Source organism: Mesorhizobium sp. M1406 (assembly GCF_040317555.1).
Classification (GTDB): Bacteria; Pseudomonadota; Alphaproteobacteria; order Rhizobiales; family Rhizobiaceae; genus Mesorhizobium.
Genome location: NZ_JAMYKW010000002.1, coordinates 242,317 through 268,490 on the forward strand (window position 1 = coordinate 242,317; position 26,174 = coordinate 268,490).

General features: G+C 62.8%; 25 protein-coding genes. 20 read left to right on the plus strand and 5 right to left on the minus strand.

Annotated features, from left to right (window positions below; all coding sequences use genetic code 11):
* Positions 1-38: 38 nt before the first annotated feature.
* The 5 genes from NKH03_RS03730 to NKH03_RS03750 all read left to right on the plus strand — a co-directional run bounded on the left by NKH03_RS03730 (position 39) and on the right by NKH03_RS03750 (position 4,806).
* Positions 39-197, plus strand: a complete 159-nt coding sequence (locus NKH03_RS03730) for a hypothetical protein (RefSeq protein WP_352967163.1) — start codon at positions 39-41, stop codon at positions 195-197.
* An 83-nt stretch (positions 198-280) separates the two neighbouring features.
* Entirely contained in the window at positions 281-655 is a 375-nt protein-coding gene (gene yidD / locus NKH03_RS03735; protein ID WP_352967164.1) for a membrane protein insertion efficiency factor YidD, read from the plus strand.
* Between the two features lie 145 nt (positions 656-800).
* On the plus strand, positions 801-1,628 hold the full coding sequence (blaOXA, locus tag NKH03_RS03740; RefSeq protein ID WP_352967166.1) for a class D beta-lactamase: 828 nt from the start codon (positions 801-803) through the stop codon (positions 1,626-1,628).
* Between the two features lie 178 nt (positions 1,629-1,806).
* Positions 1,807-3,783 (plus strand): threonine--tRNA ligase, encoded by a 1,977-nt coding sequence (thrS, locus tag NKH03_RS03745; protein WP_352967208.1) that lies wholly within the window; start codon positions 1,807-1,809, stop codon positions 3,781-3,783.
* An 84-nt stretch (positions 3,784-3,867) separates the two neighbouring features.
* Positions 3,868-4,806, plus strand: coding sequence for a lysophospholipid acyltransferase family protein (locus NKH03_RS03750; protein WP_352967167.1), 939 nt, complete (start codon positions 3,868-3,870; stop codon positions 4,804-4,806).
* Between the two features lie 17 nt (positions 4,807-4,823).
* Here the strand turns inward: NKH03_RS03750 and NKH03_RS03755 are convergent, their stop codons facing one another.
* A complete protein-coding gene (locus tag NKH03_RS03755) occupies positions 4,824-5,786 on the minus strand; it encodes an RgsD C-terminal domain-containing protein (RefSeq protein ID WP_352872159.1) in 963 nt (320 codons plus the stop codon).
* Between the two features lie 157 nt (positions 5,787-5,943).
* On the opposite strand from NKH03_RS03755, the gene NKH03_RS03760 reads away from it, so the two are divergent.
* From NKH03_RS03760 to NKH03_RS03770, 3 genes are all read left to right on the plus strand, one after another.
* Positions 5,944-6,528, plus strand: a complete 585-nt coding sequence (locus NKH03_RS03760) for a nitroreductase family protein (protein ID WP_352967168.1) — start codon at positions 5,944-5,946, stop codon at positions 6,526-6,528.
* Positions 6,529-7,137: a flavin reductase family protein gene (locus NKH03_RS03765; RefSeq protein WP_352967169.1), complete on the plus strand. Its 609-nt coding sequence runs from the start codon at positions 6,529-6,531 to the stop codon at positions 7,135-7,137.
* 158 nt (positions 7,138-7,295) lie between these two features.
* On the plus strand, positions 7,296-9,197 hold the full coding sequence (locus NKH03_RS03770; protein WP_352967170.1) for a CASTOR/POLLUX-related putative ion channel: 1,902 nt from the start codon (positions 7,296-7,298) through the stop codon (positions 9,195-9,197).
* Positions 9,198-9,301: 104 nt separating this feature from the next.
* Here the strand turns inward: NKH03_RS03770 and NKH03_RS03775 are convergent, their stop codons facing one another.
* Complete coding sequence (locus NKH03_RS03775; protein WP_352967171.1) at positions 9,302-10,183, minus strand: HpcH/HpaI aldolase/citrate lyase family protein; 882 nt, start codon at positions 10,181-10,183, stop codon at positions 9,302-9,304.
* Between the two features lie 3 nt (positions 10,184-10,186).
* Positions 10,187-10,639 carry a MaoC family dehydratase gene (locus NKH03_RS03780; RefSeq protein WP_352967173.1) on the minus strand — a complete coding sequence of 151 codons (453 nt, stop codon included), beginning with the start codon at positions 10,637-10,639 and terminating at the stop codon, positions 10,187-10,189.
* A gap of 152 nt (positions 10,640-10,791) precedes the next feature.
* On the opposite strand from NKH03_RS03780, the gene NKH03_RS03785 reads away from it, so the two are divergent.
* The 3 genes from NKH03_RS03785 (at position 10,792) to NKH03_RS03795 (ending at position 12,784) form a co-directional block, all read left to right on the plus strand.
* Positions 10,792-11,916, plus strand: coding sequence for a DUF2336 domain-containing protein (locus NKH03_RS03785; RefSeq protein WP_352967174.1), 1,125 nt, complete (start codon positions 10,792-10,794; stop codon positions 11,914-11,916).
* Positions 11,917-11,994: 78 nt separating this feature from the next.
* Positions 11,995-12,333 (plus strand): nucleotidyltransferase domain-containing protein, encoded by a 339-nt coding sequence (locus NKH03_RS03790; RefSeq protein ID WP_352872168.1) that lies wholly within the window; start codon positions 11,995-11,997, stop codon positions 12,331-12,333.
* Complete coding sequence (locus NKH03_RS03795) at positions 12,296-12,784, plus strand: HEPN domain-containing protein (protein ID WP_352967176.1); 489 nt, start codon at positions 12,296-12,298, stop codon at positions 12,782-12,784. The genes NKH03_RS03790 and NKH03_RS03795 overlap by 38 nt, the downstream gene beginning before the upstream one ends.
* Before the next feature lie 6 nt (positions 12,785-12,790).
* Here NKH03_RS03795 and NKH03_RS03800 read toward each other — a convergent pair whose 3' ends face one another.
* The gene (locus NKH03_RS03800) at positions 12,791-14,857 is read right to left on the minus strand and encodes an FUSC family protein (RefSeq protein ID WP_352967177.1); all 2,067 of its coding nucleotides are present in this window, start codon (positions 14,855-14,857) and stop codon (positions 12,791-12,793) included.
* A 131-nt stretch (positions 14,858-14,988) separates the two neighbouring features.
* On the minus strand, positions 14,989-17,043 hold the full coding sequence (gene parE / locus NKH03_RS03805; RefSeq protein WP_352967178.1) for a DNA topoisomerase IV subunit B: 2,055 nt from the start codon (positions 17,041-17,043) through the stop codon (positions 14,989-14,991).
* 237 nt (positions 17,044-17,280) lie between these two features.
* Between parE and cpaB the strand changes: the two genes are divergently transcribed.
* The 9 genes from cpaB to NKH03_RS03850 all read left to right on the plus strand — a co-directional run bounded on the left by cpaB (position 17,281) and on the right by NKH03_RS03850 (position 26,091).
* On the plus strand, positions 17,281-18,207 hold the full coding sequence (gene cpaB, locus NKH03_RS03810) for a Flp pilus assembly protein CpaB (RefSeq protein WP_352967179.1): 927 nt from the start codon (positions 17,281-17,283) through the stop codon (positions 18,205-18,207).
* 32 nt (positions 18,208-18,239) lie between these two features.
* Entirely contained in the window at positions 18,240-19,685 is a 1,446-nt protein-coding gene (locus NKH03_RS03815; RefSeq protein ID WP_352967180.1) for a type II and III secretion system protein family protein, read from the plus strand.
* Between the two features lie 4 nt (positions 19,686-19,689).
* On the plus strand, positions 19,690-19,959 hold the full coding sequence (locus NKH03_RS03820) for a hypothetical protein (RefSeq protein WP_352967181.1): 270 nt from the start codon (positions 19,690-19,692) through the stop codon (positions 19,957-19,959).
* 44 nt (positions 19,960-20,003) lie between these two features.
* Positions 20,004-21,218, plus strand: a complete 1,215-nt coding sequence (locus tag NKH03_RS03825) for a CpaE/TadZ family protein (protein ID WP_352879617.1) — start codon at positions 20,004-20,006, stop codon at positions 21,216-21,218.
* Positions 21,215-22,636 (plus strand): TadA family conjugal transfer-associated ATPase, encoded by a 1,422-nt coding sequence (locus tag NKH03_RS03830; RefSeq protein WP_352967182.1) that lies wholly within the window; start codon positions 21,215-21,217, stop codon positions 22,634-22,636. Before NKH03_RS03825 ends, NKH03_RS03830 begins: the two co-directional genes overlap by 4 nt.
* Positions 22,637-22,640: 4 nt before the next feature.
* Positions 22,641-23,606, plus strand: coding sequence for a type II secretion system F family protein (locus NKH03_RS03835; protein ID WP_352967183.1), 966 nt, complete (start codon positions 22,641-22,643; stop codon positions 23,604-23,606).
* A 1-nt stretch (position 23,607) separates the two neighbouring features.
* Positions 23,608-24,570 carry a type II secretion system F family protein gene (locus NKH03_RS03840; protein ID WP_352872181.1) on the plus strand — a complete coding sequence of 321 codons (963 nt, stop codon included), beginning with the start codon at positions 23,608-23,610 and terminating at the stop codon, positions 24,568-24,570.
* Between the two features lie 78 nt (positions 24,571-24,648).
* On the plus strand, positions 24,649-25,488 hold the full coding sequence (locus tag NKH03_RS03845; protein WP_352967184.1) for a PA3715 family protein: 840 nt from the start codon (positions 24,649-24,651) through the stop codon (positions 25,486-25,488).
* Positions 25,489-25,620: 132 nt separating this feature from the next.
* A complete protein-coding gene (locus NKH03_RS03850) occupies positions 25,621-26,091 on the plus strand; it encodes a hypothetical protein (protein WP_352967185.1) in 471 nt (156 codons plus the stop codon).
* The last annotated feature ends 83 nt before the right edge of the window (positions 26,092-26,174 follow it).

Genomic DNA, 26,174 nt, shown 5'->3' on the forward strand with positions numbered 1-26,174 from the left:
GGCCAGCGGCGGTCTAATCGCGTCAAAGGAGACACACCATGATCCAGTTGCTGAGCATCCTTGGCGATGTCATGCGGATCGCAACGTTTCAATGGCGCGACGAAAGACAGCATGAAAAGTGCCGAAAAGACCCGGCCAGTCCTGGCCGCTGGGCGCCGTCAATTGGCCGGCAGCCGTGTCGGCGTTTCCGTCCGTGACGGCCGGGGCGCACAAGGAGCGGGATTGCGTTCTCCTTATGAAGCTCACATCTATCGTTTGGGAGTGCGATACGGAGACCGCAGTGGGCGACCAGCATGGACATGCGCATAGCGCCGGACCGCCAAAGCGCGGCCGCAACTGGCCCGGCCCGTGGCGCAAGACGCCAGGTCGTCTCCTCGGCACGTCAATTGTGCGCCTTTACCAGCTGACACTGTCCGGCTTTGTCGGCAATTCCTGCCGGCATCTGCCGACCTGTTCCGAATACGCTCATGAGGCGATCGCCCGCCATGGCCTGTGGGCCGGCGCCTGGATGGGATTTTTTCGCGTGCTGCGCTGCGGGCCATTCGGCACGCATGGCATCGACCGCGTGCCGGAAACCTTGGCTGAGCGCTATGTCTGGTTCACGCCATGGCGCTACTGGCGGATCGGCAGCAAGCCCGGCGAAGCGCAAGGCTGATCGAGCCGGTCACGCTCCGGCGGCTCTGCGAGTTTACGATCTGGTAGGGTTAACGCCAGCCTGCACAAAGACTGCGCATTTGAGACAAAATCGAGACAAGAGACCTCGCTAAGCCGCTCGAACACCCGTTCTGGAGCGAGCAAAAATGCGTAATTTCGACCGTCTTCCCTTCATCTTTGCCGGGATCCTTTTCCTGCTCGCCTGGCTGCTGGGATTTCCGCTGCGCGCGCAATCGGCGCCGCTGAAGGACGTCCAATGCACGGTGATCGCCGATGCGGCGAGCGGCAAGACGCTCTACCGGGATGGGGTGTGCGATCAGCGGTTCAGCCCGGCGTCGACGTTCAAGGTGCCGCTGTCGCTGATCGGTTATGATAGTGGGATCCTGGGTGACGAGCACACGCCGAGCTGGGACTACAAACCTGAATTCAAGGCGGTGAAGCGGGACCAGAAGACCGTCGATCCGGTGATCTGGGAGCGGGATTCGATTCTGTGGTTCTCCAGGGAAATCACCCGCCGGCTTGGGCCGCAAAGCTTTGCCGGCTATGTGTCGAAGTTCGACTACGGCAACGCCGACGTTTCCGGCAACCCCGGCAAGAATGATGGCCTGACCCAGTCCTGGGTGAACTCTTCCCTGAAGATCACGCCGGTCGAGCAGGTCGATTTCCTGCGCAAGCTTCTGACCCGCAAGCTGCCGGTCTCGGCCAAGGCCTACGACATGACATCAGCCATCGTCCCGACATTCCAGGCTGGGGGGTGGACGGTGCAAGGCAAGACCGGCAGCACCAAGCTGGCTAACGATGACGACAAGGTCAGGGATAAGCGCTCGCTCGGCTGGTTCATCGGCTGGGCGAATAAGGACGGCCGCCAGATCGTCTTTGCGCGGCTGGTGGTCGATACCAACCGCACCGATATGCCCAAGGGCCTCAAGACGCGGGCCGCGTTCCTGAAAGATCTGCCTCAGCTGGTGAAATGAACGCCTGACACCCGAGCCGGGCTTTACGGCGGCGGAAACTGTCCATAAAAGACAGCCGCCGCCGGACGCATCCGGCTTTTCCCTATGCATGTCGTAACTCCAAAACCGCCATACACTTTTGGGGGGCATGCATTTTAACCACCCGCGCTCGTTTGCGGGACTGGATAGGAGATACATGATGCTGAATTCCGTTTCCCTGACATTTCCCGATGGCTCCGTCCGCGAATACGACGCGGCGATGACCGGTGCTGGTCTGGCCGAATCGATCTCGAAATCGCTGGCCAAGAAGGCCGTCGCCTATGCCATCGACGGCACCGTGCGCGACCTCGGTGATCCGCTGGGCAAGTCCGGCAAGGTCGAGATCGTCACCCGCGACGACCCGCGCGCGCTGGAACTGATTCGCCACGACGCGGCGCACGTGCTGGCGGAAGCCGTGCAGGAACTGTGGCCGGGAACGCAGGTGACCATCGGGCCGGTGATCGAGAACGGCTTCTATTACGACTTCGCCCGCAATGAGCCGTTCACGCCTGATGATTTCCCGGTGATAGAGAAGAAGATGCGCGAGATCATCGCGCGCAACAAGCCGTTCACTAGGGAAGTCTGGTCGCGCGACAAGGCGAAAAAAGTGTTCGCCGACAAGGGTGAGCGCTACAAGCTGGAGCTGATCGACGCCATTCCCGAGGACCAGGACCTCAAGATCTATGCGCAGGGCGACTGGTTCGACCTCTGCCGTGGCCCGCACATGGCCTCGACCGGGCAGATCGGCAACGCCTTTAAACTGATGAAGGTGGCCGGCGCCTATTGGCGCGGTGACTCGAACAACCCGATGCTGACGCGCATCTACGGCACCGCCTGGGCCGACCAGGCGCAGCTCGAAGCCTACCAGACGATGCTGGAGGAGGCCGAGAAGCGCGACCACAGGAAGATCGGCCGCGAGATGGACCTGTTCCATTTCCAGGAAGAGGGGCCGGGCGTCGTCTTCTGGCACGCCAAGGGCTGGAAGATGTTCCAGAACCTGGTGAACTACATGCGCCGCCGCCTCGACGAGCAGGGCTATCAGGAGGTCAACGCGCCGCAGGTGCTCGACAAGAGCCTGTGGGAGACGTCAGGCCACTGGGGCTGGTATCGCGACGCCATGTTCAAGGTGACAGTCGCCGGCGACGATACCGATGACGACCGGGTCTTCGCGCTGAAACCGATGAACTGTCCGGGCCATGTGCAGATTTTCAAGCATGGGTTGAAGTCTTACCGCGATCTACCCGTAAAACTTGCGGAATTCGGCAATGTGCATCGCTATGAGCCATCCGGCGCGCTGCACGGGCTGATGCGCGTGCGCGGCTTCACGCAAGACGACGCGCACATCTTCTGCACCGAGGAACAGCTGGCGTCGGAGTGCCTGCGCATCAACGATTTGATCCTGTCGACCTATGCCGATTTCGGCTTTGACGAGATCAGCGTCAAGCTGTCGACACGGCCGGACAAGCGCGTCGGCACCGACGAGGCGTGGGATCACGCTGAGGCGATCATGGGCAGCGTGCTGGAAACGATCAAGACGCGTTCCGGCAATCGCATCAAGACCTCGATCAATCCAGGCGAGGGCGCCTTCTATGGGCCGAAGTTCGAATATGTGCTGAAGGATGCCATCGGCCGCGAATGGCAATGCGGCACGACGCAGGTCGACTTCAACCTGCCGGAGCGGTTTGGTGCCTTCTATATCGGCTCGGATTCGGAGAAGAAGCAGCCGGTGATGGTGCACCGCGCCATCTGCGGCTCGATGGAGCGCTTCCTCGGTATCCTGATCGAGAACTATTCCGGCCATTTCCCGCTGTGGTTCGCTCCGCTGCAGGTGGTGGTGGCGACGATCACGTCGGACGCCGACGGCTATGCGACAGAGGTCGTGGCAAAGCTGAAGGCCGCCGGCCTGTTGGCGGAAGCGGATTTGCGCAACGAGAAGATCAACTACAAGGTCCGCGAACACAGCCTAGCCAAGGTTCCGGTCATCCTCGTTTGCGGCAAGCGCGAGGCTGAGGAGCAGACCGTCAACATGCGCCGGCTGGGTTCACGCGACCAGGAATCGCTTGGTCTTGACCAGGCGATCGCGCAGTTGGCCGAAGAAGCTGTTACACCCGACCGCAGGCGCAAACGCGCGGCCTGATCGGCACAGTTCCGACCAAATGGCGGTGGAGCGATCCACCGCCATTTTCATATCCATGTCACGCCGACCTTGTAACGAGCCCATATGCTCAAGCTGAAATTGCGCGAACGACCTTTTCCCGAGCTTTCCTATGCCAATCCGCGCCAGCCGGCGCTGACGCGCTGGTTCATTCATTCGGTCGAAGGTCTTTCGGGCCGCGACCGCTACACCGCGTCTTACGATTTCTGGCGCCGTCAGGTCGTACCGACCGGCGAACGCGTGTTCAGCCGCATGCTCGACCTGATCGATGTGCGGGTACGAACCGCCGATCAATGGCCACCCGCACAATTGCCGGATACGCCGCTGGTGATCGTCGCCAATCATCCGTTCGGTATCGGTGACGGCATTGCGGTGCTGTCATTGGCCGAACAACTCGGACGCCCGTTCCGGGTGATGATCCACAAGGATTTGCTCAAGATCCGCGAGATGGAGCCTTACTCGCTGACGATCGACTTTTCCGGGACCAAGGACGCGCTGAAGAACAACATGGCCGTGCGCCACGAGGCGGTGCGGCTGCTCAAGGAAGGCGTCACCATCGTGGTGTTTCCGGCCGGCGGCGTCGCCACCGCGCCAAAAGGTTTTGGCCGGGCGCGCGACCTGCCGTGGAAGATGTTTCCGGCGCGTCTCATTCAGGAGGCAAAAGCATCGGTCATTCCGATGCATTTTTCCGGGCAGAATGGCAGGCTGTTCCATCTGGTCAGCGGGCCGATGAACATGGCCGAACGCGACGGCCGGGTGGCGAAATTCGTCGGCAAGGCGTCGCTGACATTGCGTACATCGTTGCTCATTCCCGAATTCGCGCGGCTGTCCGGCAAGGCGATCGAGGTGCGTGTCGGTGAGGTGCTGAGCTGGAGCGAACTGGAGCCGTTGCGCGACCGCAAGGCATTGCTCGACCGCCTTTATCGCGGCGTGTTCGACCTGGCGCCAGTCGTGACGCGCCGCCGCATTCCGTTCCTGCCGGCGCGGACCAAGCTGGCTGCCTGAAGTCAGGAAACGAAGGGCTAATCAGCGCCTTCTTCAGGATCCATCGCCGCGGCCTCGGTGGCCAGAACCTCGATCTCCTGGTTCTGACCGGCCACGACCGTGAAATCCTTCTGGTAGATGCGGTCGCGGTTCTTGGCGATGATGGTGTAGTCGCCCTCGGCCAGAACCATCGACGCGAAGGCGCCGACGGTTTCCTTGATCGGATCGCCGGATTCGTTGAGCAGCGACCAGGAGGTGTCGGCGATCGCCTCGCCACCGGTTTCGCGCACCAGCTTCATCGTGATCTCGGCGGCGTGGTGCTCGACGGTGGCTTCGGTCAGCTTGCCCGCCTCGACGCGGATGTCGGAGCGGATGACCGCGTTGACCGCGCCATAGGTCGAGACGACATGGTAGATGCCGGCGTTAAGCCGCACGACGCTGTTTGGCTCGACATCAGGAATGATCAGCGCGCGGTCGCCATTGGCCTCGGCGGTGCCCTCGTAGATCGAAAAGCGCAGTTTCTTCGCCGGAATGCGCACACCGCCGGACAGCACCGCGTCGAGCTTGAGGCCGCCGGCGTCGAGCACGAGGCTCTCGCGCTTGGCGTCCTTGCCGACAGTGATACGCTTGGTGGCGCCGGCCCGGCCGTAGGAGGCGTGAACCAGATAGCTGCCGGGTTCGAGTTGGAAGACGGCGGTGCCGCCATGGGCGGAGGCGACCATCGGCAATTTGCCGTTGACGGCTTCGGGCCTGAAGACCCGCCAGACGATGCCGCGGGTGATATCCGAACCCTTGTCGGTCAGTTGGGCGGACAGTGTGATGGCGCCGCCGCCGCTCAGCGCCAGCGACCTCTCGCCTTTCGGCGTCGCATAGCTCGAGATTCCCGGGAGCTTCAGGTCGCTTACGCCATCGACGTTCTGCGCCATGGCGAACGAAACCGGCGCCATGAACAGCAGGGCGCCGAGCCAGACCAGGAAAAGACGGACAGTCCCCTCAAACATGCCTTGCGTTGAAGCTCATGGCGGTGGCAATTTCAAGGCTTAAGAGTCCGATCGATACGACTCTTCCGTCCGGCGTATACTACGCCAATGCCCGAGCCGCCCGAATTCCCGATGGTGCGCTTCAGCTCAAAACAGAATGTTTAGGAGACTTGCGCCCATGGCGTCGCCGATCATCGACTTCCTGCTGACCCGAAACTCCGCGCCGATCCCTGATTTGAAGGAGCCGGCGCCGAGCGATGCGGAGATCGCGACGATGATCGCCGCCGCCTCGCGGGTGCCCGACCATGGCCGATTGGAGCCATGGCGCTTTATCCTGTATCGTGGCGACGCTCGTATCGAGATCGGCAGACAGTTGGCCGCGCTTGCCGAGCAGCGGGAGGGACCCTTGCCGGAAGGCCGCCGTAACCAGGAACTGGCGCGGTTCTCGCGCGCGCCGCTGGTGATCGGCGTCGTGTCGATCCCCAGGGAGAATCCAAAAATCCCGCAATGGGAAATGTTCCTGTCGGGCGGCATGGCGGCGATGAACCTGATGATATCAGCCAACGCGCTGGGTTATGGCACCAACATGATCAGCAACTGGTATTCGGATGTGCCGGAGGGCAGGGCGCTGCTCGGGCTGGCACCGCAGGAGCGCGTCGTCGGCTTCATCCATATCGGCTCCTTTGCGGGGCCGGCGCCGGAGCGGCCACGGCCAGATCCGGCAACGCTTTACCGCGACTATTCGGGGCCGTGGGCGGACTGAATGTTCTACGAACCTTCAAAGGGCCACGGTCTGCCGCACGACCCTTCGAAGGCGATCGTGGCGCCGCGTCCGATCGGCTGGATTTCAACGCTGAACAAGGCCGGTGAGGTCAATCTCGCGCCGTACTCCTTCTTCAATGCCGTTTCGACACGGCCGTTCATCGTCTGGTTCTCCTCCGAGGGCGAGAAAGACAGCGCCTCCTTCGCGCAGGAAACCGGTGAGTTTGTCGCCAATCTGGTCAGCCGCGATCTCGCCGACAAGATGAACCGCACATCGGTCAGTGCACCGCGCGGCTTCAATGAATTCATTTATGCCGATCTTGCCATGGAGCCGTCGCGCCTGGTCGCGCCACCGCGGGTGGCGGCGGCGCCGGCGGCACTCGAATGCCGGGTGACGGAGGTCTTTCGGCCAAAGGCGCTGGACGGATCGCCGACAAGTGCTGTCGTCGTCGCCGGCGAAGTGGTCGGCGTATACATCGACGACGCCTTCCTGACAGACGGTCTGTTCGACATCACCAAGGCGGGCAACGTCGCTCGCCTCGGCTATATGGACTATGCCAGCGTCGACGAGGTGTTTTCGATGCGCCGGCCACGCTGGGACAAGGACTAACCGTTGGAGTCGGCCGCCGTCCGCCGCGTCGGCGCATTCCTTGGCCGTGAGCACGCGAATGCGATTCCCCTTTATTTGAACACAGGCTAAGAGAGCGGCATCGGCGATGCGCTGGCATTGGCGCATCGACCTTGGGGATATTGCGGGGCACCGGCTACATGAAGAAACGAGACTCGCTGGGAACCCGGCTGCGCTACGGGTTTGACAAGAGCATGGCCGCCGGCCCGATCGCGCTGATCGGCTGGCTTGCCGTGGTTTCCCTGCTGATCATCATCGCCGCCGCGGGTTTCCTTGCGGTGACCCGCATCGCGCCTGAAGGCGGCGAGCCGCTGAACTTTGTCGAAGCGTTCTGGGAATCACTGATGCGCACGCTCGATTCCGGTACAATGGGCGGCGACGCTGGCTGGGCCTTCCGTCTCGTTATGCTGTTTGTCACGCTTGCCGGCATCTTCGTCGTGTCGGCCCTCATCGGCGTGCTGAGCGCCGGCGTCGACAGCAAGCTCGATGAATTGCGCAAAGGCCGCTCGCGGGTGCTGGAGACCGATCACACCATCATCCTCAACTGGTCGCCGTCGATCTTTGACGTCATCTCCGAACTCGTCATCGCCAATGGCAGCCGCCGCCGTCCGCGCATCGTCGTCATGGCCAATATGGACAAGGTCGAGATGGAGGACGAGATCGCGGCCAAGGTCGGCAAACTGGGCAACACGCGCATCATCTGCCGCAGCGGCGACCCGACCGATCTCTACGACCTGGCCATCGTCAATCCGCAGACCTCGCGGTCGGTCATCGTGCTGTCGCCGGACGGTGACGATCCGGATTCGCAGGTCATCAAGACGGTGCTGGCGCTGGTCAACGACCCGAACCGGCGCACCGCTCCCTACAACATCGCCGCCGAGATCCGAGATGGCAAGAACGCCGAGGTCGCGCGCGTCGTCGGCGGAGCCGAGGTGCAGCTCGTGCTGGCCGATCAGCTGATCTCGCGCATCGTCGTGCATTCAAGCCGGCAGTCGGGCCTCAGCGGCGTCTATTCGGAGCTGCTCGATTTCGACGGCTGCGAAATCTACACGACCGAGCAGCCGGACCTCACCGGCAAAACTTTCGGCGAGGCCGTGATGGCGTATGAACACTGCGCGCTGATCGGGCTTTGCGACCAAAAGGGGCGCGTCAATCTCAACCCGCCATCGGACCTGGTGATCGGCAAGGACATGCGCGCTATCATCATCGCCGAGGACGATGCGGCGATAAGACTGGGGAGCGCTGGGATCAAGATCGACGCGGCGGCGATCCTCGAGCCGCGGCCCGTCGAGACGAAGCCGGAGCGCACGCTTGTCCTCGGCTGGAACCGGCGCGGTCCGATCATAACCTACGAACTGTCGCGCTACGTCGCGCCTGGTTCGATCTTGACCATCGCGGCCGATACGCCCGGCCTCGAGCAGGAAGTTGCCGGCCTGCCCGTCGCCGGTGACAATCTGTCAGTTTACTGCCGCGTCACGGACACGTCGAGCAGCACCGCGCTGGCAAGTCTGGACGTGCCTTCCTACGACCACGTGCTGGTCCTCGGTTATAGCGAAACCATGGCAGCGCAGCCCGCCGATACGCGCACGCTGGTAACGCTGCTGCATCTGCGCAAGATCGCGGATGATGCCGGCATGCACATAAGCATCGTCAGCGAGATGATCGATGTGCGCAACCGAGAGCTTGCGGCAGTGACCAAGGCCGATGATTTCGTCGTCAGCAACAGGCTGGTCAGCCTGATGCTGGCGCAGGCGTCCGAGAACCAGCACCTTGCCGCGATCTTCGATGACCTGCTCGACGAGAAGGGCTCCGAAATCTACATGCGTCCGATCGCCGACTATGTCGCCATCGATCAGCCGTTGACCTTCTGGACGATCGCGGAATCGGCGCGGTTGCGGGGCGAAATCGCCTTAGGTTACCGGCGCATTCGCGCCGGAGAGGCCGACCAGCGGGCGCTGGGCGGCGTCACCGTCAACCCGCTGAAGTCGGAAACGCTGGCCTATCTGCGGGAAGACCGGATCATCGTGCTGGCGCGGGACTGAGACCAGAGCGGTTCACCGTTTCACGAAAACGCCGAACCGCTCTAATTCCCTTTTTGACGCAGTTTCGGACAGAAAACCGTTTCACACTTTTCCTGGAGATTGCTCTAAGCGGAAACGCCGGCCGCCCTGGCACGCGCCAGAAGCCGTTCGGCCAGCCGCAGATGCGGGCGGTCGTACATCTCGCCGTCGATGCCGACGACGCCGGGATTTCCGGCCGCCTTGAACGCCGCGACGATTGCCGCCGATTGTCTCACCGCCTCGACCGACGGCGTGAAGGCGGCGTTGATGACCGGCACCTGATTGGGGTGGATCGCCATCTTGCCGGTGAAGCCATCGCGCTCGGCTTCAGTGCACTCCGCTTCGAAGGCCGCCATGTCGCGAAAATTCGGAAAGACGGTGTCGATCGCCGCTACCTCCGCCGCACCGGCGGCGAGTATGGTCATGATGCGAGCGTGGCGGAACACGTCCGTGTAGCGGCCGCGCTCGTCGCGGGTCGAGTGCGCGCCGATCGCCGCCGACAGATCCTCCGCGCCCCAGGTTAGACCTGCAAGCCGCGCGCTTGTCCCGGCATAGGTCGCCGCCGCCAGCACGCCTGCCGGCGTTTCGGTGATGATCGGCAGGATCTTGATCACGCCGTCGGCGAGACCGTTTTCGGCCTCGTGCACCCTGAGTTTTGCCGAGAGATGCTGCACATCCTGGCCGCTGTTCGACTTGGGCAGCATGATACCGTCGGGTCTTGCCGGCACCAGAGCGGCTAGATCGTCATCGGTCAGCCCGGTCGACAGATCGTTGACCCTGACATAGATGGCCGAACTGGTTTGCGCCCTGCGCTTGGCGAGGAAGCGCGCCGCCACCTCGCGCGCCAGCGCCTTGTTGTGCGGCGCCACGGAATCCTCAAGATCGACGATGACGACATCGGCGCCGGCACCAAGGCCCTTTTCCAGCTTCCTCTCGGAATCGCCGGGGACGAACAGCAGCGAACGCATGCTTCAGGCCGCCTTTTTCAGCATCATTGCTTGCCTCGTGCATTTGGCGACGAGATCGCCATGCTGGTTGTAGGCGCGATGCTCGAATTCGACGATGCCGCGATCGGGTTTCGACCTGGATTCGCGCACTGAAATGACGGTGGTTTCGACCCGGATGGTGTCGCCATGGAAGACCGGATGCGGAAACACGGTTTCCTTCATTCCGAGATTGGCCACCGTGGTGCCGACGGTGATGTCATTGACCGAGATGCCGATCATCAGGCCGAGCGTGAACAGCGAGTTGACCAACGGCTTGCCCCATTCGCTCCTGGCGGCAAAATCGAAATCGATGTGCAGCGGCTGCGGGTTCAGCGTCATCATCGAAAACAGCATGTTGTCGCTTTCGGTAACGGTCTTGCGCAGCGTGTGCTGGAAGACCTGGCCGACAACGAACTCCTGGAGATAAAGCCCGGCCATATCCTGCTCCTCTGCTGCCATGGGGTTGATAAGCGCTGCATTCGGTGCTCGCAAGCCAGTTAATGAACATGGTGAACCGTTCGTAAACCATTTCTGCCTACCGTCCTGACCGGGGCCAGAAACCTTCTGGCAAGGGGCTTAAGCAGACGGGCATGGTTGTTGTTTCGCATTTCCTGAAATGGATCTACACGGCCAGGGTGTCGGAACGCGCCGCCGCCGCCAGCGCGTTGGCCCGAGCCTATGTCAATTCCGACCTGCCTTTCGAGGATCGTTGCGCCGCCGAAGCGGCGCTGACCCTGCTGCTCGACGATGCCTCGTCGAAGGTGCGTCTGGCGATGGCCGAGGCGCTGTCCATGAGCCACTACGCGCCATTGCAGATCATCAGCGTGCTGGCGTCCGACCAGCCGGAAGTCGCCGGGGTAGTGCTGGCGCGCTCGCCGCTGCTCACCGACGCCGACCTGATCAACCGCGTGGCCTCAAGTCCGAAGGCGACGCAGAAACTGATCGCCGACCGGCCGGTCGTCTCGATGGCGCTGTCGGCGGCCATCGCCGAGATCGGCGAGGCGGAAGCCTGCGCCGTGTTGCTTGCCAACAGCGGCGCCGACATCGCCTCGCTCAGCTTTCGCCGCATGGCCGAACGCCACGGCCATCTGCCTCTGGTTCGTGAGGCGCTGATCTCGGACGCCCGGCTGCCTGCCGACTGCCGGCATATGCTGCTCGTCAAGCTCGGCGAGATGCTGAAAACATCGCCGCTGGTCATGGCAATGATGGGCGCGGCGCGCGCCGATCGCGTCATGCGCGACGCTTGCGTCAAGGCTTCGGTGACGCTGATCGAGGGCACGCGCCAAGAAGAACATGCCGCACTGATCGAGCATCTCAGGCTGCGCGGCGATCTCACCGCCAGCTTCCTCATCCGCACCATCGCGCATGGCAAGGTCGATTTCTTCGGCTCGGCGCTGGTCGCGCTCAGCCAGCAGTCCGAACAAAGGGCGAGGGCGCTGCTTGCTGGCGGGCACGATGTCGCCTTGCAGGCGCTGTTCCGCAGCGCCGGCCTCGCCGCCGCAACGCACGCCATCATCCTGCGCGCACTTAAGATCTGGCGCGAGGTCGCCAACGGCAAGCGCGTCGCCGGTGTGCAGGAGGTCAGCTGGCTGATGCTGAAGGAGGTGGGTGGACAGTCGGCGGAAGGCGATCTGGCCGCGCTGGTCAAGTCGATCCATCTCGATGCGCTGCGCGAGAACGCGCGAGGCCACGCGCTGGCGATCGCCGCCGCCTAGCTTTGGATCCATTTGACGGCTGGACGGTTTCGATGCCATTGCGTTGTCGAAGTAAAGAATTGGTATTATGTTTTGAGCATGCGCCATCCATCCTCAAAGCGTCTCGCGGTACCGACCGAGATCAAGCCACTGATCGATAAAATCCGGGTTCGCCTGAACCCCGATTCTATCTGGCTGTTCGGCAGCCGAGCACGGGGCGACAATCGGCCCGATAGCGACTGGGATATTCTCGTTGCGTTGCCGGATGATGCTAGGCCGGAACTCCTGGACCCGCTCATTGGTTGGGAAATCCAACACGAAATCGGAATTCCAGCGACTATCCTGTCCACTACATCGAGCGCTTTGGCGGCAAGTTGGGATTCGCGAAATACGATCGCGTATGACGTTGCTCGGGACGGGCGTCGATTGGATGTCTGACCAGTGGACCATCGCCAGCGCTCTTCGATTGGCGAATGGTTGTATCAGGGATGCACGCACTCTGGCTGCATCAGGGTCTCGCAACGCCGCCTATCTCAGCCAACAGGCGATCGAGCAGATAATCCGGGCGCTGGCGACCTCGGAGGCAATTCACATCGAACGTCACGATGCACATCAGTTGGACAAGATTGTAAGGCGATTTCCGGACGATCACGCCGAGAAAACGGCGTTGAAGTCACTCGTTTGGCTGGAGGCGTATGCGACCACTTTCAGATATACGTTGCCTTCAGGCCAGATACCTCGTGCGCCTGACAAGGCAAAGCTTCAGGAAGCCATAGGCGGTATCTCGAGCCTTATCGCGCGGGTCGCGGAGCACTTCAAGGTCGATCTTGACGATGAATCAAAGCCAGCCGAGAACGGGACGCCTATGCGCAGATCCAGCCAGCAATGACATTCGCTAAGGCCTGTTGCTCGCGAAGAAATCAGGGAAATCCTCCATCGCCGCGGCGATGATGCGCAACGATGCCGCTATCTGCAGCAATTCGCCGGCGCCGTTTCGTTGGGCGATGCTCGCCGCATATTGGCGGGCGACGGCGACGGTCGACGTCCGCGGATCGCCGGGGGCGCGGAAGAGGAGTTCGCGCGCCAGCCCCCGCAGGAAGTTCGTGATCGAAAGCGCGGTCTCGGATGGGATGGCATGGCTTTGGCTTGCTCCGCGCAGCCGCAGGATCTCCAGGCCGACGGTGACGGCGGCGACGCCACCGCCCAGGACCGCATCGCCCTTGCTGCCGGCGTTCTGCACCAGCGGCATCAGTTGATTGATGCGGTCATAGGCGAGGCTCTCGAAGGCCGAGCGCCTCGGCACCCGCTCATGCAGGCAAAGCCGCGCCAAATCCTCGCGCATGGCGCGCACGATGCGGTTGGCCGCAAGCCACGGATCGGCGGGCAGCACGACGATGAAGACGCCGATCGCCAGCAGAATGCCGACCAGGATCGACGCCGAGCCGGCGAAGAAGGGCACGGGATCATAGGTCATCGCCTGATGCGGACTGAGAAAGGCGAGGAAGTTGATAGCGAAGGCCGTCGCCACGCCGACATAGCGTGGATTGGCCATCGCCAGCGCCGTGGGCACCAGGATCGGCACGACAAACAGCATGAACCAGTCGAAGCCGGGCAAAGCGGGCAACGCGATCTGACCGACAAGAAAGGCAAAGGGCAAAGCGAGCAGTGTTCCCTTGAAGAAGCCCCAGGCGACTTGCACGGGATCGGGGCGGGCAGCAAACAGGCTCGATACGACGGCAACGAGAATGACCGTGCCGGCCGCTTCCGACCATTTCGTCGTCAGCCAGAAGGCCGCGACCAGCAAGGTGGCAAGGGAAGCGCGGATAGCGTTGCGCGATGCGCCGGAGTAATCGCGATGCACGACCAGCGCAGGCTGCCTGCTGCCCCGGATCGGGCGCGTCGCAGGCGCGCGCAAGGCGTCGAGGCCGCGCAGCACCTGCTTGAACGCCTCGGCGAAATCGGCGGCGATGGTGAGGCGTGTGATGGTGCCGACCCTGTCGTCACCCTGGTCGATCGAGGCATCGGGCATTTGCCGGGCCTTGGCCGTGATGGCGTCGAGCCGCGCTACCCAGGGCGTGGTGTCGTCCAGCGCGCCGGGCTTTGTCGACAGCTCGCCGACCAGCGACTGCAATTCCGAGCGCACCGGAATGAGTGCGGCGTTCCTGGGGGCGGCGTGCGAATGCAAAGCACGGGCCGCCGAGAGGGCCGAGAGCAGCTGTCCGATGGTGAGCCGGACCGGATGGGCGCGCGGCGCGAAGCTCGGCGCTTCGAGCCTTGCATAGGCGCGCATCTCGCCGAGCGTCTGGGTGTCGGCGACCAGCTTTCGGTGCAGGCCGGACAGCGTTGCAGGATCGCCGCCGGAGAACGCACCGGCCGCGTAAGTCGCAAGATCGAGAATGCAGCGCTTCAGGCGCGAGACGATGGCGTTGCTGGCCAGTCTTGGCAGGATCATCCGGCTTGTCAGGCCGGCGCAGACGATGCCGAGCACGATCTCGCCACAGCGCGCGACCGCGAGGTTGACGACGAGATGCGGCTGTCCGAAGGCGGGCAGACCGATAATCATCGCGGTATAGCCGGCAAGGGCGGCACCATAGGCTTCGGGATTGCGCAGCAGTGACGAGACGAAGGTGCAGATGCCGATCCAGATGGCAAGCGCCGTCACCAGCACCCACGGGCCGGTGCCGAACACCGTGGTGATGCCGATCGCCGCGGCACCGCCGACCAGCGTGCCGAGCAACCGGTAGAAGCCTTTCGCCAGCACCATGCCGGCAACCGGCTGGGCGACGATAAACACCGTCATCATGGCCCATTGCGGATGGTCGAGCTTCAGCGCGTAGGCGGCCAGCAGCGCGATCAGGCCGGCCGAAACGGTGCGCAGGGCAAAAATCCAGTCCGAGCGCGTCGGTTGCGTGAACCCCGCCAAACTCGTCTCGAAATAACCCTTCAGCCGCGCCGAGATCACATGCCGGTCTCCGTATCAGAAGCGCAAGCTAGAGCAATTCCAGGAAAAGTGTGATACGGTTTTCCCGGGAAAAGCGCATAGCGCTTTCCCTTGGGAATTGCGTCAAAACAAGGAGATAGACCGGCTGGCGGCTAGATATCCAGCACTTCCGTCTCGGCGAATTCGGCGCGTTCCTGGATGAAGCGGAAGCGAGCTTCCGGCTTGGTGCCCATCAACGCATCGACAGCGTCCTTGGTCGCTGCTTCGGCGTCGATCACATCGATCCGAAGCAGCGTGCGCTTCCTCGGATCCATGGTGGTTTCCTTGAGCTGGGCGGCCATCATCTCGCCCAGACCTTTGAAACGGCCAAGCTCCACCTTGCCGCGCCCAGTGAATTCGGTGCGCAGGAGCTCTTCCTTGTGCGCGTCGTCACGGGCATAGGCGACCTTGCCGCCTTGCCGGATAGAGTAAAGCGGCGGCACCGCGAGATAAAGGTGGCCGCCACGCACCAGCGCCGGCATCTCCTGGTAGAAGAAGGTGATCAGCAACGAAGCGATGTGGGCGCCGTCGACGTCGGCGTCGGTCATGATGATGACGCGGTCGTAGCGCAAATCCTCGTCGCGGTATTTCGACCGCGTGCCGCAGCCGAGCGCCTGGATCAGGTCCGAGATCTGCTGGTTGCCGGCGAGCTTGTCGTTGCCGGCGCTGGCGACGTTGAGGATCTTGCCGCGCAATGGCAACACAGCCTGGCTGGCGCGGTCGCGCGCCTGCTTGGCCGAGCCACCCGCCGAGTCACCTTCGACGATGAAGAGTTCCGCACCGGCTGCGGCATTCTGCGTGCAGTCGGCGAGCTTGCCGGGCAGCCGCAGCTTGCGTACCGCGCTTTTGCGCGACACTTCCTTTTCCTGGCGGCGGCGCACCCGTTCGTCGGCGCGTGCGATCACCCATTCGAGCAGCTTTGACGCTTCCTGCGGATTGTCGGCCAGCCAATGGTCGAATGGGTCGCGGATCGCGGTCTCGACGATGCGGATCGCCTCGATCGTCGCCAGCCTGTCCTTGGTCTGGCCGACGAATTCCGGCTCGCGGATGAACACAGACAGCATGCCCGCCGCCGAGATCATGACGTCTTCCGAGGTGACGATCGAGGCGCGCTTGTTGCCGACGAGATCGGCATAGGCGCGCAGGCCCCGCGTCAGCACATTGCGGAAGCCGGCCTCGTGGGTGCCGCCTTCGCCGGTCGGAATGGTGTTGCAGTAGGAATTGATGAAGCCGTCGCCGCCGAACCAGGTCACCGCCCATTCGAGCGCTCCATGGCCGCCTTGTTTCTCGCTCTTGCCGGCGAAGATTTCGCGCGTCACCTGGAACTCGTCGCCGAGCGACGCCTTGAGATAGTCCTTCAGGCCGCCGGGAAAGTGGAATTCCGCCTTGGCCGGCGTCTGGTCCTTCTCCTTGATCAGCGACGGGTCGCAGGTCCAGCGGATTTCGACGCCGCCGAACAGATAGGCCTTCGAGCGGGTCATGCGGTAGAGCCGCGCCGGCTCGAACGCCGCGCCCTTGCCGAAAATCTGCTCGTCGGGGTGGAAGCGGGTTTTTGTGCCGCGCCGGTTGTGGACCTCGCCCAAATGCTCCAGGCCGGTCACGGGAACGCCGCGCGAAAAGCGCTGGCGATAGAGTTGGCGGCCGCGCGCGACCTCGACCTCGAGATGGTCCGACAGCGCGTTGACCACGGACACGCCGACGCCATGCAGGCCGCCCGATGTCTCGTAGACCTTGGAGTCGAACTTGCCGCCCGAATGCAGAGTCGTCATGATGACTTCGAGCGCTGGCTTCTTGAACTTCGGATGCAGGTCGACCGGGATGCCGCGGCCATTATCGGTGACGGTGAGATAGCCGTCGGCCGAGAGCTCGACATCGATGAAGGTGGCATGGCCGGCCACCGCTTCGTCCATCGAATTGTCGATGACCTCGGCGAACAGATGGTGCATCGCCTTGTCGTCGGTGCCGCCGATATACATGCCTGGCCGGCGCCGCACCGGCTCCAGCCCTTCCAGCACCTCGATGTCGGCGGCGCTATAGCCCTCGCTGCCGTCCTTTGTCACGGCAGGACGCTTCGTGGCCTGCACCAGCGGATCCGCCGGACGTGCCGGTGTGCGAACCGGCTGCGGCTGCTTGTCCAAATTCCCGAAGAGATCGTTGTTGTCGTCCATGCCTGCCATAGGGTCCGGTGCTGCGAATCACCTCGCGATACTGCCACGCTTTTCAGCGCCAAGCGACCGAGGTTCCTGTTCCGTTCGGGGATCCGGCCCCTCTTACCCCAAAACCATTCGATAACCAAGCAGGCGGAAATAGATCCAATACCGCCACACAAGATTCCTAATTCTTTAACAATGCCGCCTACCCTGAGCCCAACAAAACAAGAAACTGCGGGCATCAGGGGTTTCGGCGTGAGGGGCAAGGCCATATCGATGATCGGCATCGCCGCCGTTTTTGGCGCGATCTCGATCTTCGCCGCGGATTTCTGGGTCAAGAGCCAGGCCAAGGCCGATTCCGAGGAGAAGACGTCGTCGATCACGGCACCTGTTGTGCCCGGGGTGGAGTTCAAGACCATTGTGGTGGCCAATGCGCCGCTGCGTTACGGCATGGAACTCGACCGGGTGCAGCTCAGAGAAATCCCGTGGTCGCAAGAGTCCGTGCCGCAGGGTGCCTTCACCACCATCAATGCGTTGCTCGCCGATGGCAGTCGCGTGGTGCTGTCGCCGATCGAGGTCAACGAACCGGTGCTGCTGACCAAGCTGTCTGGACCAAATGGCCGCGCCACGCTTTCCAACATGATGACGCCAGGAATGCGGGCGGTGACTATCCGAACCGATGAGATCGCCGGGGTTGGTGGCTTCATCACGCCGGGCGACAGGGTTGATGTCGTGCTGACACGCGATGCCGGCGAAATCCAGGAAGTGGCCAAGAACGCTCAGGGCGCCGCCGGTTCCACCATCACCTCCGAGATCGTTGTTGCCGACGCCAAGGTGCTGAGCGTCGGGCAGGGGGCCGACGAGCGCCAGACGACGCCGCAGATTTCCAATTCCGTGACCATCGAGGTGACGACCGACGGCGCGCAGAAGGTGGCGCTGGCCCGCACCGTCGGCACCTTGTCCTTGTCGCTTCGGTCCTCCAGCGAGGGCGGCGACGGCAAGAATGGCGTCACCACCATCTCTTCCTTCGGTGGATCGGTAGCCTCGAATGTGCAGGGCGCTGCCGGTTCGCTGTTCGATGCCGTGGTGAAAGAGCCGGAAAAACCGAAGTTCAAGACCGTCATCGTGACGCGCGGCACAAAGGCCGAGGAATACCAGGTTCCTTCGCGGGACCAGAAATAGAAGCCAGTGGGGACTGGGTGAGGGACGGGACAATGCTGGGGCTGATCATATATAGGGTCATGGGGCGGTTGCGCGTTTTGCGCGCTGCGGCTGTCGCGGCTTCGGTGGCTGCCGCCGCGGTGCTGGCCTTCGGCACCTCGGCAAGGGCCGACAACGACATCGTTTATGTGTCGTCGACCAAGAACGCGTCGATCAAGGTTGCCAAGGGCAAGCCGAAGACGATCATGACCAGTGCCGCCTTCTACCAGATCGTCATCGGCGATCCGGAGATCGCCAACGTCAATCCGCTGACCGACAAATCCTTCTATGTGCTCGGCAACAATCTCGGCACCACCGGTATTGCGCTGTTCGATGAGAAGAAGCAGCTTGTCGGCACCGTCGACATCGAGGTGACGCTCGACACCGACCAGTTGGCCAGCACCATTCGAGCCAGCGTGCCGGATGCCAGGATCAAGGTCGGCTCGGCCAATGGCCGTGTCGTGCTGTCGGGCGAGGCGGATGACGCGGTCGCCGCCGAAAAGGCAAACAAGATCGCGATGCGCTTTTCCGGCACCGAGGAGGTGATCAACTCCGTCAATATCTCGTCATCGCAGCAGGTCCAGCTCAACGTTCGCTTCGTCGAAATCAACCGGCAGGCGGGCCAGGATCTCGGCGCCAAGTACGCCGCCAATTTCGCCTACGGCCTTGGTGGCCGTGATGTGACTATCGATCCGGGTACGGTGCCGGCCGCCGGCACCGGCGAGATCATCGGCCGGCTTTTGTCGAATGGTGTGTCGATCGATATCGCCATCAAGGCTCTGGAAGAGCGCGGCCTGGCGCGGCGGCTGGCCGAGCCGAACCTGATCGCCCGGTCTGGCCAGACGGCGAGCTTCCTCGCCGGCGGCGAATTTCCGATCCCGGTCTCCGAGGACAACGGCAAGATCTCGGTCAGCTACAAGAAATACGGCGTCAGCCTGGATTTCACGCCGACCGTCCTGAAGGACGGGCTGGTCAGCCTGGACATCGCGCCGGAAGTCTCCTCGATCGACGCTTCGGCCTCCTACAATATTGGCACCATCTCGGTTCCCGGCTTCATTGTGCGCCGTGCCAGGACGTCGGTCGACCTGAAGAACGGCCAGAGCTTCATGATCGCCGGATTGCTGCAGTCGCAAAACGACATCACCACCTCGCGCATTCCCGGTCTCGGCAAGATGCCGGTGCTTGGGGCACTGTTCTCCTCGAAATCCTATCAGCGGCGCGAGACCGACCTGGTCATCATCGTCACCCCCTATCTGGTCAAGCCGGTCGATCCGTCGAAGAAGCTCGTCGAGCCGACCGACGGCACGCAGCCGGCCAGCAGCGCCGACTATTTTCTCAACAACACCGAGGAAGTGAAGACGTCCGATGCCAACCGCGCGCTGGCAATGGCCGACGGCAGCGTTGCTCAGCCGGCCGCCGTCACCACGGTCGGGCATTTCCTCGACCTGCCGAAGGACTGAAGCCATGCGTCTGGTCTTGAGATCGAGTATCGCCTTGCTGCTGGCCAGCCTTGCCGCCGGCTGCACCAGCGACGACTACGTGCGCAGCGAGGGGCCGACGACCGGCGCAGGCGAGGCGCAAGCCGCCAACACTGTCATGCAGATGGTCGATCCCTGGAAATATGGGGTCCAGAACACCAGACTTCTGGTGCCCGCCCAGAGAGGCAGCGCGGCGGCGGTCACCCCCGATCAGGCGGCCGGTGCGAAAGCGTCGCAGTCCACCACGAGCAACTGATTCAACGGGCAACTGGTCAACGGGCGACCTGACAGGCTGAGAGAATGGCAAACGGCATCAAGACCAGGAAGATCCTGCTCGTATCGACCGACAGGACCTTCGTGCAGGACACGCGGACCGCGTTCGCGGCCTCCGAGATCATCCAGCTCTCGACAGTGGAGAAGAATGTCGTCGAGCTGCGCGGCGAGATTCAGGAAGCCGACTTCGGTGCCATCATCGTCGACATGGATGCGGCGAGACTGGAGGAGGTCGAGTCGCTGCAGCGCATCATGCGCCGGCTGGAGGACAAGGTGCCGGTCGTCGTCGTCACGCAGGAGTTCAACGCGGCCGCGGTGCGCATTCTGGTGCAGCTCAAGGTCGCGGATTTCCTGGTCAAGCCGATCACTACCGCCGATCTCGTGCGCTCCGTGGTGCGTGCGCTGCAGGGCCCCGGGCGCGAGGAAAACACCGAGTCGCAGATCTACACCTTCATGCCGGCAGCAGGCGGCGTCGGCACCACGACGCTGGCGCTACAAACCGCCTTCCAACTGCATCATTCGGTGACGCGCGGCGCGTCGACTTGCGTGGTCGACCTCAATTTCCAGCAGGGCGCCTGTGCCGAATATCTCGACCTCGAACCGCGCTTCGACATCACCGAGATCGAAAACCAGCCCGAACGCCTCGACCGCCAACTGCTCGACGTGATGCTGTCAAAACACGCCAGCGGGCTCTGCGTGCTGGCTGCCCCCACGCATCCATCGGAAATGCGCTCGTTCAAGACCGATGTCGTGGTGCGCATGCTCGATCTCGTCTCGGCCTATTTCGACAATGTCGTCATCGACATGCCGCGCACCTGGTTTCCATGGACGGAGACCGTGCTGCTCGGTTCCAACAAGCTCTACATCGTCGCCGAGATGACGGTGCCGTGCCTGCGCCATACGCAGCGGCTGATCCAGGCGGTCTACGAGACCGCCGGCAAGGAAGTGAAGCCGAACGTCATCGTCAATCGCTTCGAACAGAAGATGTTCGACAACGGCATCAAGCAGGCGGACGTCCAGGAAATCCTCGGCGAGCATTTCGTCGGTGGCATCGCCAACAACTACCGGCTGGTGCGCGAGGCGGTCGATCGCGGCGTGCCGTTGCACGAGATCGATCCGAACGCCAATGTCATCAACGATTTGAAGAAGATCATCCTGCCGGAGGAGGCAATCCCAACCCGAGCGAAATCGCGCTCGCTGTTTGGCATGGGCCGTGGATTGTTGAAGAGGAAGGCCGGATGACCAGCCGCTTTTCCACCCTGCAGAACCGCGATTCACGTCCGCAGCGCGCGCCTGAGCCGATGCCGGTCGCCCATCATGCCGTCGTCATTCCGACGAGCCGAAAGGCGTTGCCGGCCAAGCCTGAAGCAGCGCCGGCAAAGAATGCCAACAAGGTGCTCGATGCGCGCGTTCGTATCCACAGGCTGCTGCTCGAGGAGATCAATCTTGTCGCGCTGGAGCGTTTGCCCAAGGATGAGATGCGCCGGCAAGTGTATGATTTCGTGTCGGAAAAGACCAAACAGGAGCGCATGGCGATCAACACCGTCGAGCTTGACGCGCTGGTTGACGACATCGTCGACGAGATGGTCGGTCTCGGTCCGCTCGAGCCGCTGCTCAAGGACCCCGACATCAACGACATCCTGATCAACGGCCACCTGAACTGCTTTGTCGAAAAGAGGGGCAAGCTGCAGCCGGTCCACATTCCATTCAAGGACGAGGCGCATCTCTTGCGCATCGTCAACAAGATCGTTGCCGCGGTCGGGCGCCGCGTCGACGAATCGCAGCCGATGGTCGATGCGCGCATGCTGGACGGCTCGCGTTTCAACGCGGCCATCCGCCCGGTGGCGGTCGACGGACCGCTGGTGTCGATCCGCAAATTCTCCAAGAACAAGCTCGGCCTGCACAAGCTGGTCGAATTCGGTGCCATCACACAGAACATGGCCGAGGTGCTGGCGGCGGCCGTGCATGCCCGCAAGACGACGATCATTTCGGGCGGCACCGGCACCGGCAAGACGACCATGCTCAATGCCCTGTCGGCCTTCATTCCGGAAGATGAGCGCCTGATCACCATCGAGGACGCGGCCGAGCTCCAGCTGCAGCAACCGCATGTCGCGCGCATGGAGACGCGCCCCGCCAACATCGAAGGCCATGGCGAGCTGAAGCAGCGCGACCTGGTCAAGAACGCGCTGCGCATGCGTCCCGACCGCGTCATCCTCGGCGAGTGCCGCGGCGAGGAGGCCTTCGACATGCTGCAGGCGATGAACACCGGCCACGAAGGCTCGATGGCGACTATCCATGCCAATACGCCGCGCGACGCCATTTCGCGGCTTGAGCAGATGCTTGGCATGACCGGCATGCCGATGACGGTGCAGTCGATCCGCAGCCAGATCGCCAGCGCGCTCGACCTCATCGTCCAGCTGACGCGCCTGTCCGACGGCAAGCGCAAGGTGACCAGTGTCGCCGAGGTGACGGGCATGGAAGGCGACGTCATCCAGATGCAGGAGATCTTCCGCTTCGTGCGCACCGGCATGGAGGCAGACGGCAAGATCCTCGGCCACTATGAGGCGACTGGCATCCGGCCGCGATTCCTCGAGGATCTGCGCGCCATGGGCATCGAGTTCCCCGGACGATATTTCGAACCCGGCCGGCCGCAGGAGTAGCCAAGTGTTCGACGGACTCAGCGCGATTTATGTCGTCTATGCCGCGGCGGCGCTGACCGGCATCCTGATCGCCGAGGCCTGCTACCTGCTTTATGCAGGCCGCAGCGACAAGCGCACCGCCATCAACCGGCGCATGAAGCTGCAGGAAAACAAGATCAGCCAGGAGCAGGTGCTTGTGCAACTGCGCAAGGAGCGCGGCCTTGACGCGGGCACGCCGCTGTTTTCGCCGGACCGGTTCCGCGCTCTGCGAACCCAGTCGGGCATGATCATGCCGCTGTCGAAATTCCTGATGATCACCTGCGGCGTGGCGATGGCCATGGCCTTGGTCGCCATCTGGTACGGCTTGCCGCCGCTGATGGGGCTTGTCCTGTTCGTGGTGCTTGTGCCGGTGCTGCCGGTGCTGACGTTGCGTTTCAAGCGCAAGCGCCGGGTGAAGCGGTTCGGCATGCAATTGCCGGAAGCATTGGAACTGATCACGCGCGGCCTGAAGGCTGGCCATCCGGTGCCGGTGGCGATCGCCATGGTGGCGCGCGAGATGCCCGACCCGATCGGCACCGAATTCGGCGTCATCGCAGACGAAGTGACCTACGGTTCCGATCTGGTTTCGGCATTGAACTCGCTGTTCGACCGGGTCGGCCAGGAGGATCTGCCGCTGTTCGTCACCGCCGTCTCGATCCAGACCAGTTCGGGCGGCAATCTGCGCGAGATCCTAGACGGCCTGGCGACGACGATCCGCGAGCGTGGCAAGCTACGCCGCAAGGTGCGCGCCATTGCGACAGAAGGCCGAATGTCGGCCTACATCCTGACGGCGGTCCCGGTGTTGCTGTTTACCGCCATCATGGCGCTGATGCCGGGATTCTACCGCGACGTCTGGGACGAGCCAAAGACATGGTACCTGATGGGTGGCTCGATCACCTGGCTGATGCTGGGCAATTGGATGATGTTCAAGATGTCGAATTTCAAGTTCTGACATGCAGGGCTTCATCGAATTCCTCGCCTCGCTCGCGCCGACCTCGTTGATGCCGGTGGCCATCCTGCTGCTGGCCGCGGGCGCTGCCGCCGTTGCCTGGCCGATGATGGCGGCGAAGGGCGATCGCAACGAGGTCAAGCGCCGGCTCAAGGTCGATGACGGTCCCGTGGCCGCGAAATCCGAACCTGCGCAGAAGAAGAATACCGGCGTCGTGCGCGAGAAGGCGGTGAAGAGGGCACAGGAATTCTACGCCAAGAGCGATCCGGAAAATGTCGCCCGGCTGCGCATGAAGCTCATCCAGGCGGGATATATGGAGCCGCGCGCTGTCGGCACATTCTTCCTGATCCGGTTCACCGCTATGATCGGCACGGCAATCGGCGTCTTTGTGCTCAACCGCTGGATGGCCAGCCCGGACGCGACGATGGCCAGCCGCTGGACATTCGTCATCCTGTCAGGAGCGGCCGGCTATTTCCTGCCCGGCCTGGTGCTGAGCCAGAAAGTGCGGGAACGCAGGCGTGAGTACCGCAACGGCTTTCCCGATTTCATGGACCTGATGATCGTCTGCTCGGATGCCGGCATGAGCATGGAGGCCGGCATCGAGCGCGTCTCCAGGGAACTCGCCAAGACCTACCCCGCGCTCAGCCAGAACCTGCAGCTGGTGTCGCTGGAGCTGAGGGCCGGTCGCAGCCTTGACGATGCGCTGAAGGCACTCGCCGATCGCCTCAGCCTGGACGAGGTGCGTTCCTTCGCCACGCTGCTGCAACAGTCCAAGGAACTCGGCACCAGCCTGTCGGGCGCGCTGCGCGTGTTTTCCGACGACATGCGCCACAAGCGCATGTCGCTGGCCGAGGAAAAGGCGCACGCCTTGCCGGCCAAGATGTCGGTGCCGGTGGTGGTATGCATCCTGCCGGTGGTGTTGATGATCGCGGCCATTCCAGTCATCGTCAAAATGACGGCGCATTAGCAGCGCCCACGAAAGTCCTAGTAAGGGGCTGACAACCCGTTATTCTGCCCGAACTCGGCCCTGCGACGTGAGAACCCCATGCGAATGCTGTTGCGCACTCTCTTTCTCTTCGTCGGCCTTACCACGGCCAGTTCGCCGCCCGCATGGGCTGCGGCCGACGACTGCGGCGATGCTTCCGCCTTGGTGCGGCAGGCCTATCCCAAGGCTCAAAAGAGCGCCGACGGCGGCTCGTACACGCTCGAACCCCATATCAGCATCGCCCTGACGCGTCCGGATAGCGACACGCCATTTGGCCTGGTCTGCAAGATCTGGCCCGCCCATGACGACCTGCTGTTGGTCGCGGTGCCGCTGATCGACAGCGCCCAGTCCCGCGACGACGGGCATGTCGGCGATATCGAGCTTCTGGTCGTCGACAGGAACAGCCTGCAGGTGCGCCAGCGCCTGCTCCAGCCCGGGCTGATAGCCGACGATGCCATCGCCATCCGCAAGATCGAATTCGATACCGGCCGCTATAGGCTGGCGTTCGATGTCAGCGCCTTCGGCCTGCGCATCGAAATGGCAAGCCATTCGCAGCCCAACCCCTTCAGGGAAACCGACCTGCGGCTCTATGCGCTCGCCGGCGATGCCTTGCGCGTGGTGCTCGACGGCTTCGTCGTGGCCGGCTTTGGCGGCGAAGGCGATACCAATTGCGCGGGATCCTTTGAGTCGAGCCAGGTCAGCCTGGCTATGAGCCCGGCAAGCCACCGTGGCTATCACGACATCACCGTGGCCGAGCGGGCGGATACGGACAATCCGTCCGTCGACGAGAATGGCGAGTGCCAGTCTCATCCCGGCAAGTCCGTGAAGCGCGCCTACCGGCTGCGCTATGACGGCAGTCGATACCAGTTTCCCGAGGGGCTCAAAGCCTTGGAGCCGTGAAAGCCTTCGTGGTTAATGGCTGGTGTGCCCGAAACCAAATTTTAGCGGCGTTTCGGCACCGAAGTTTAATCGCCGCTAATGTAGCGTGTTTCCTTGAGAACGACCCGGCAAATCGGGCGATGAGGCAGGGGCATGCGTCACAATAACTTCACGGCAATGGCCGCTATGGCGGCCGTCTTGATGATGTCTGGCTGCACGACGGGCGGCGTCGACACCACCAAGACCACCGCGATCCCACCGGCGGCAAAGAACATCGACACGTCCGATCTGGCGCAAGGCAAGGCGCAGTTTCGCGACGCCAATTACGGCCTCGCCGAAAAGCACTTCCGCAAGGCCGTCGAGTTGAAGGCGGACAATGCCGAGGCCTGGATGGGGCTCGCCGCTTCCTATGATGAACTCGGCCGCTTCGACTTCGCCGACCGCGCCTACGCCCAGCTTTTGAAAGTCGCCGGCCGCAAGCCGCAGATCGTCAACAACATGGGCTATTCGCAACTGCTGCGCGGCAATCGCAAGAAGGCCAAGGCGCTGCTGCTCGAGGCGAAGGCGGGCATGGCGGATCCCACCGTCGTCAACGCCAACCTCGCCTTGCTGAACAAGGGCTGATCTGGCCGTTGCGTCTTGGGTCCGGTTTCGGGACACAGGGCATCGACGCTTTGTAAACCCTATCGGCAGGTTGCGTCGAAAGA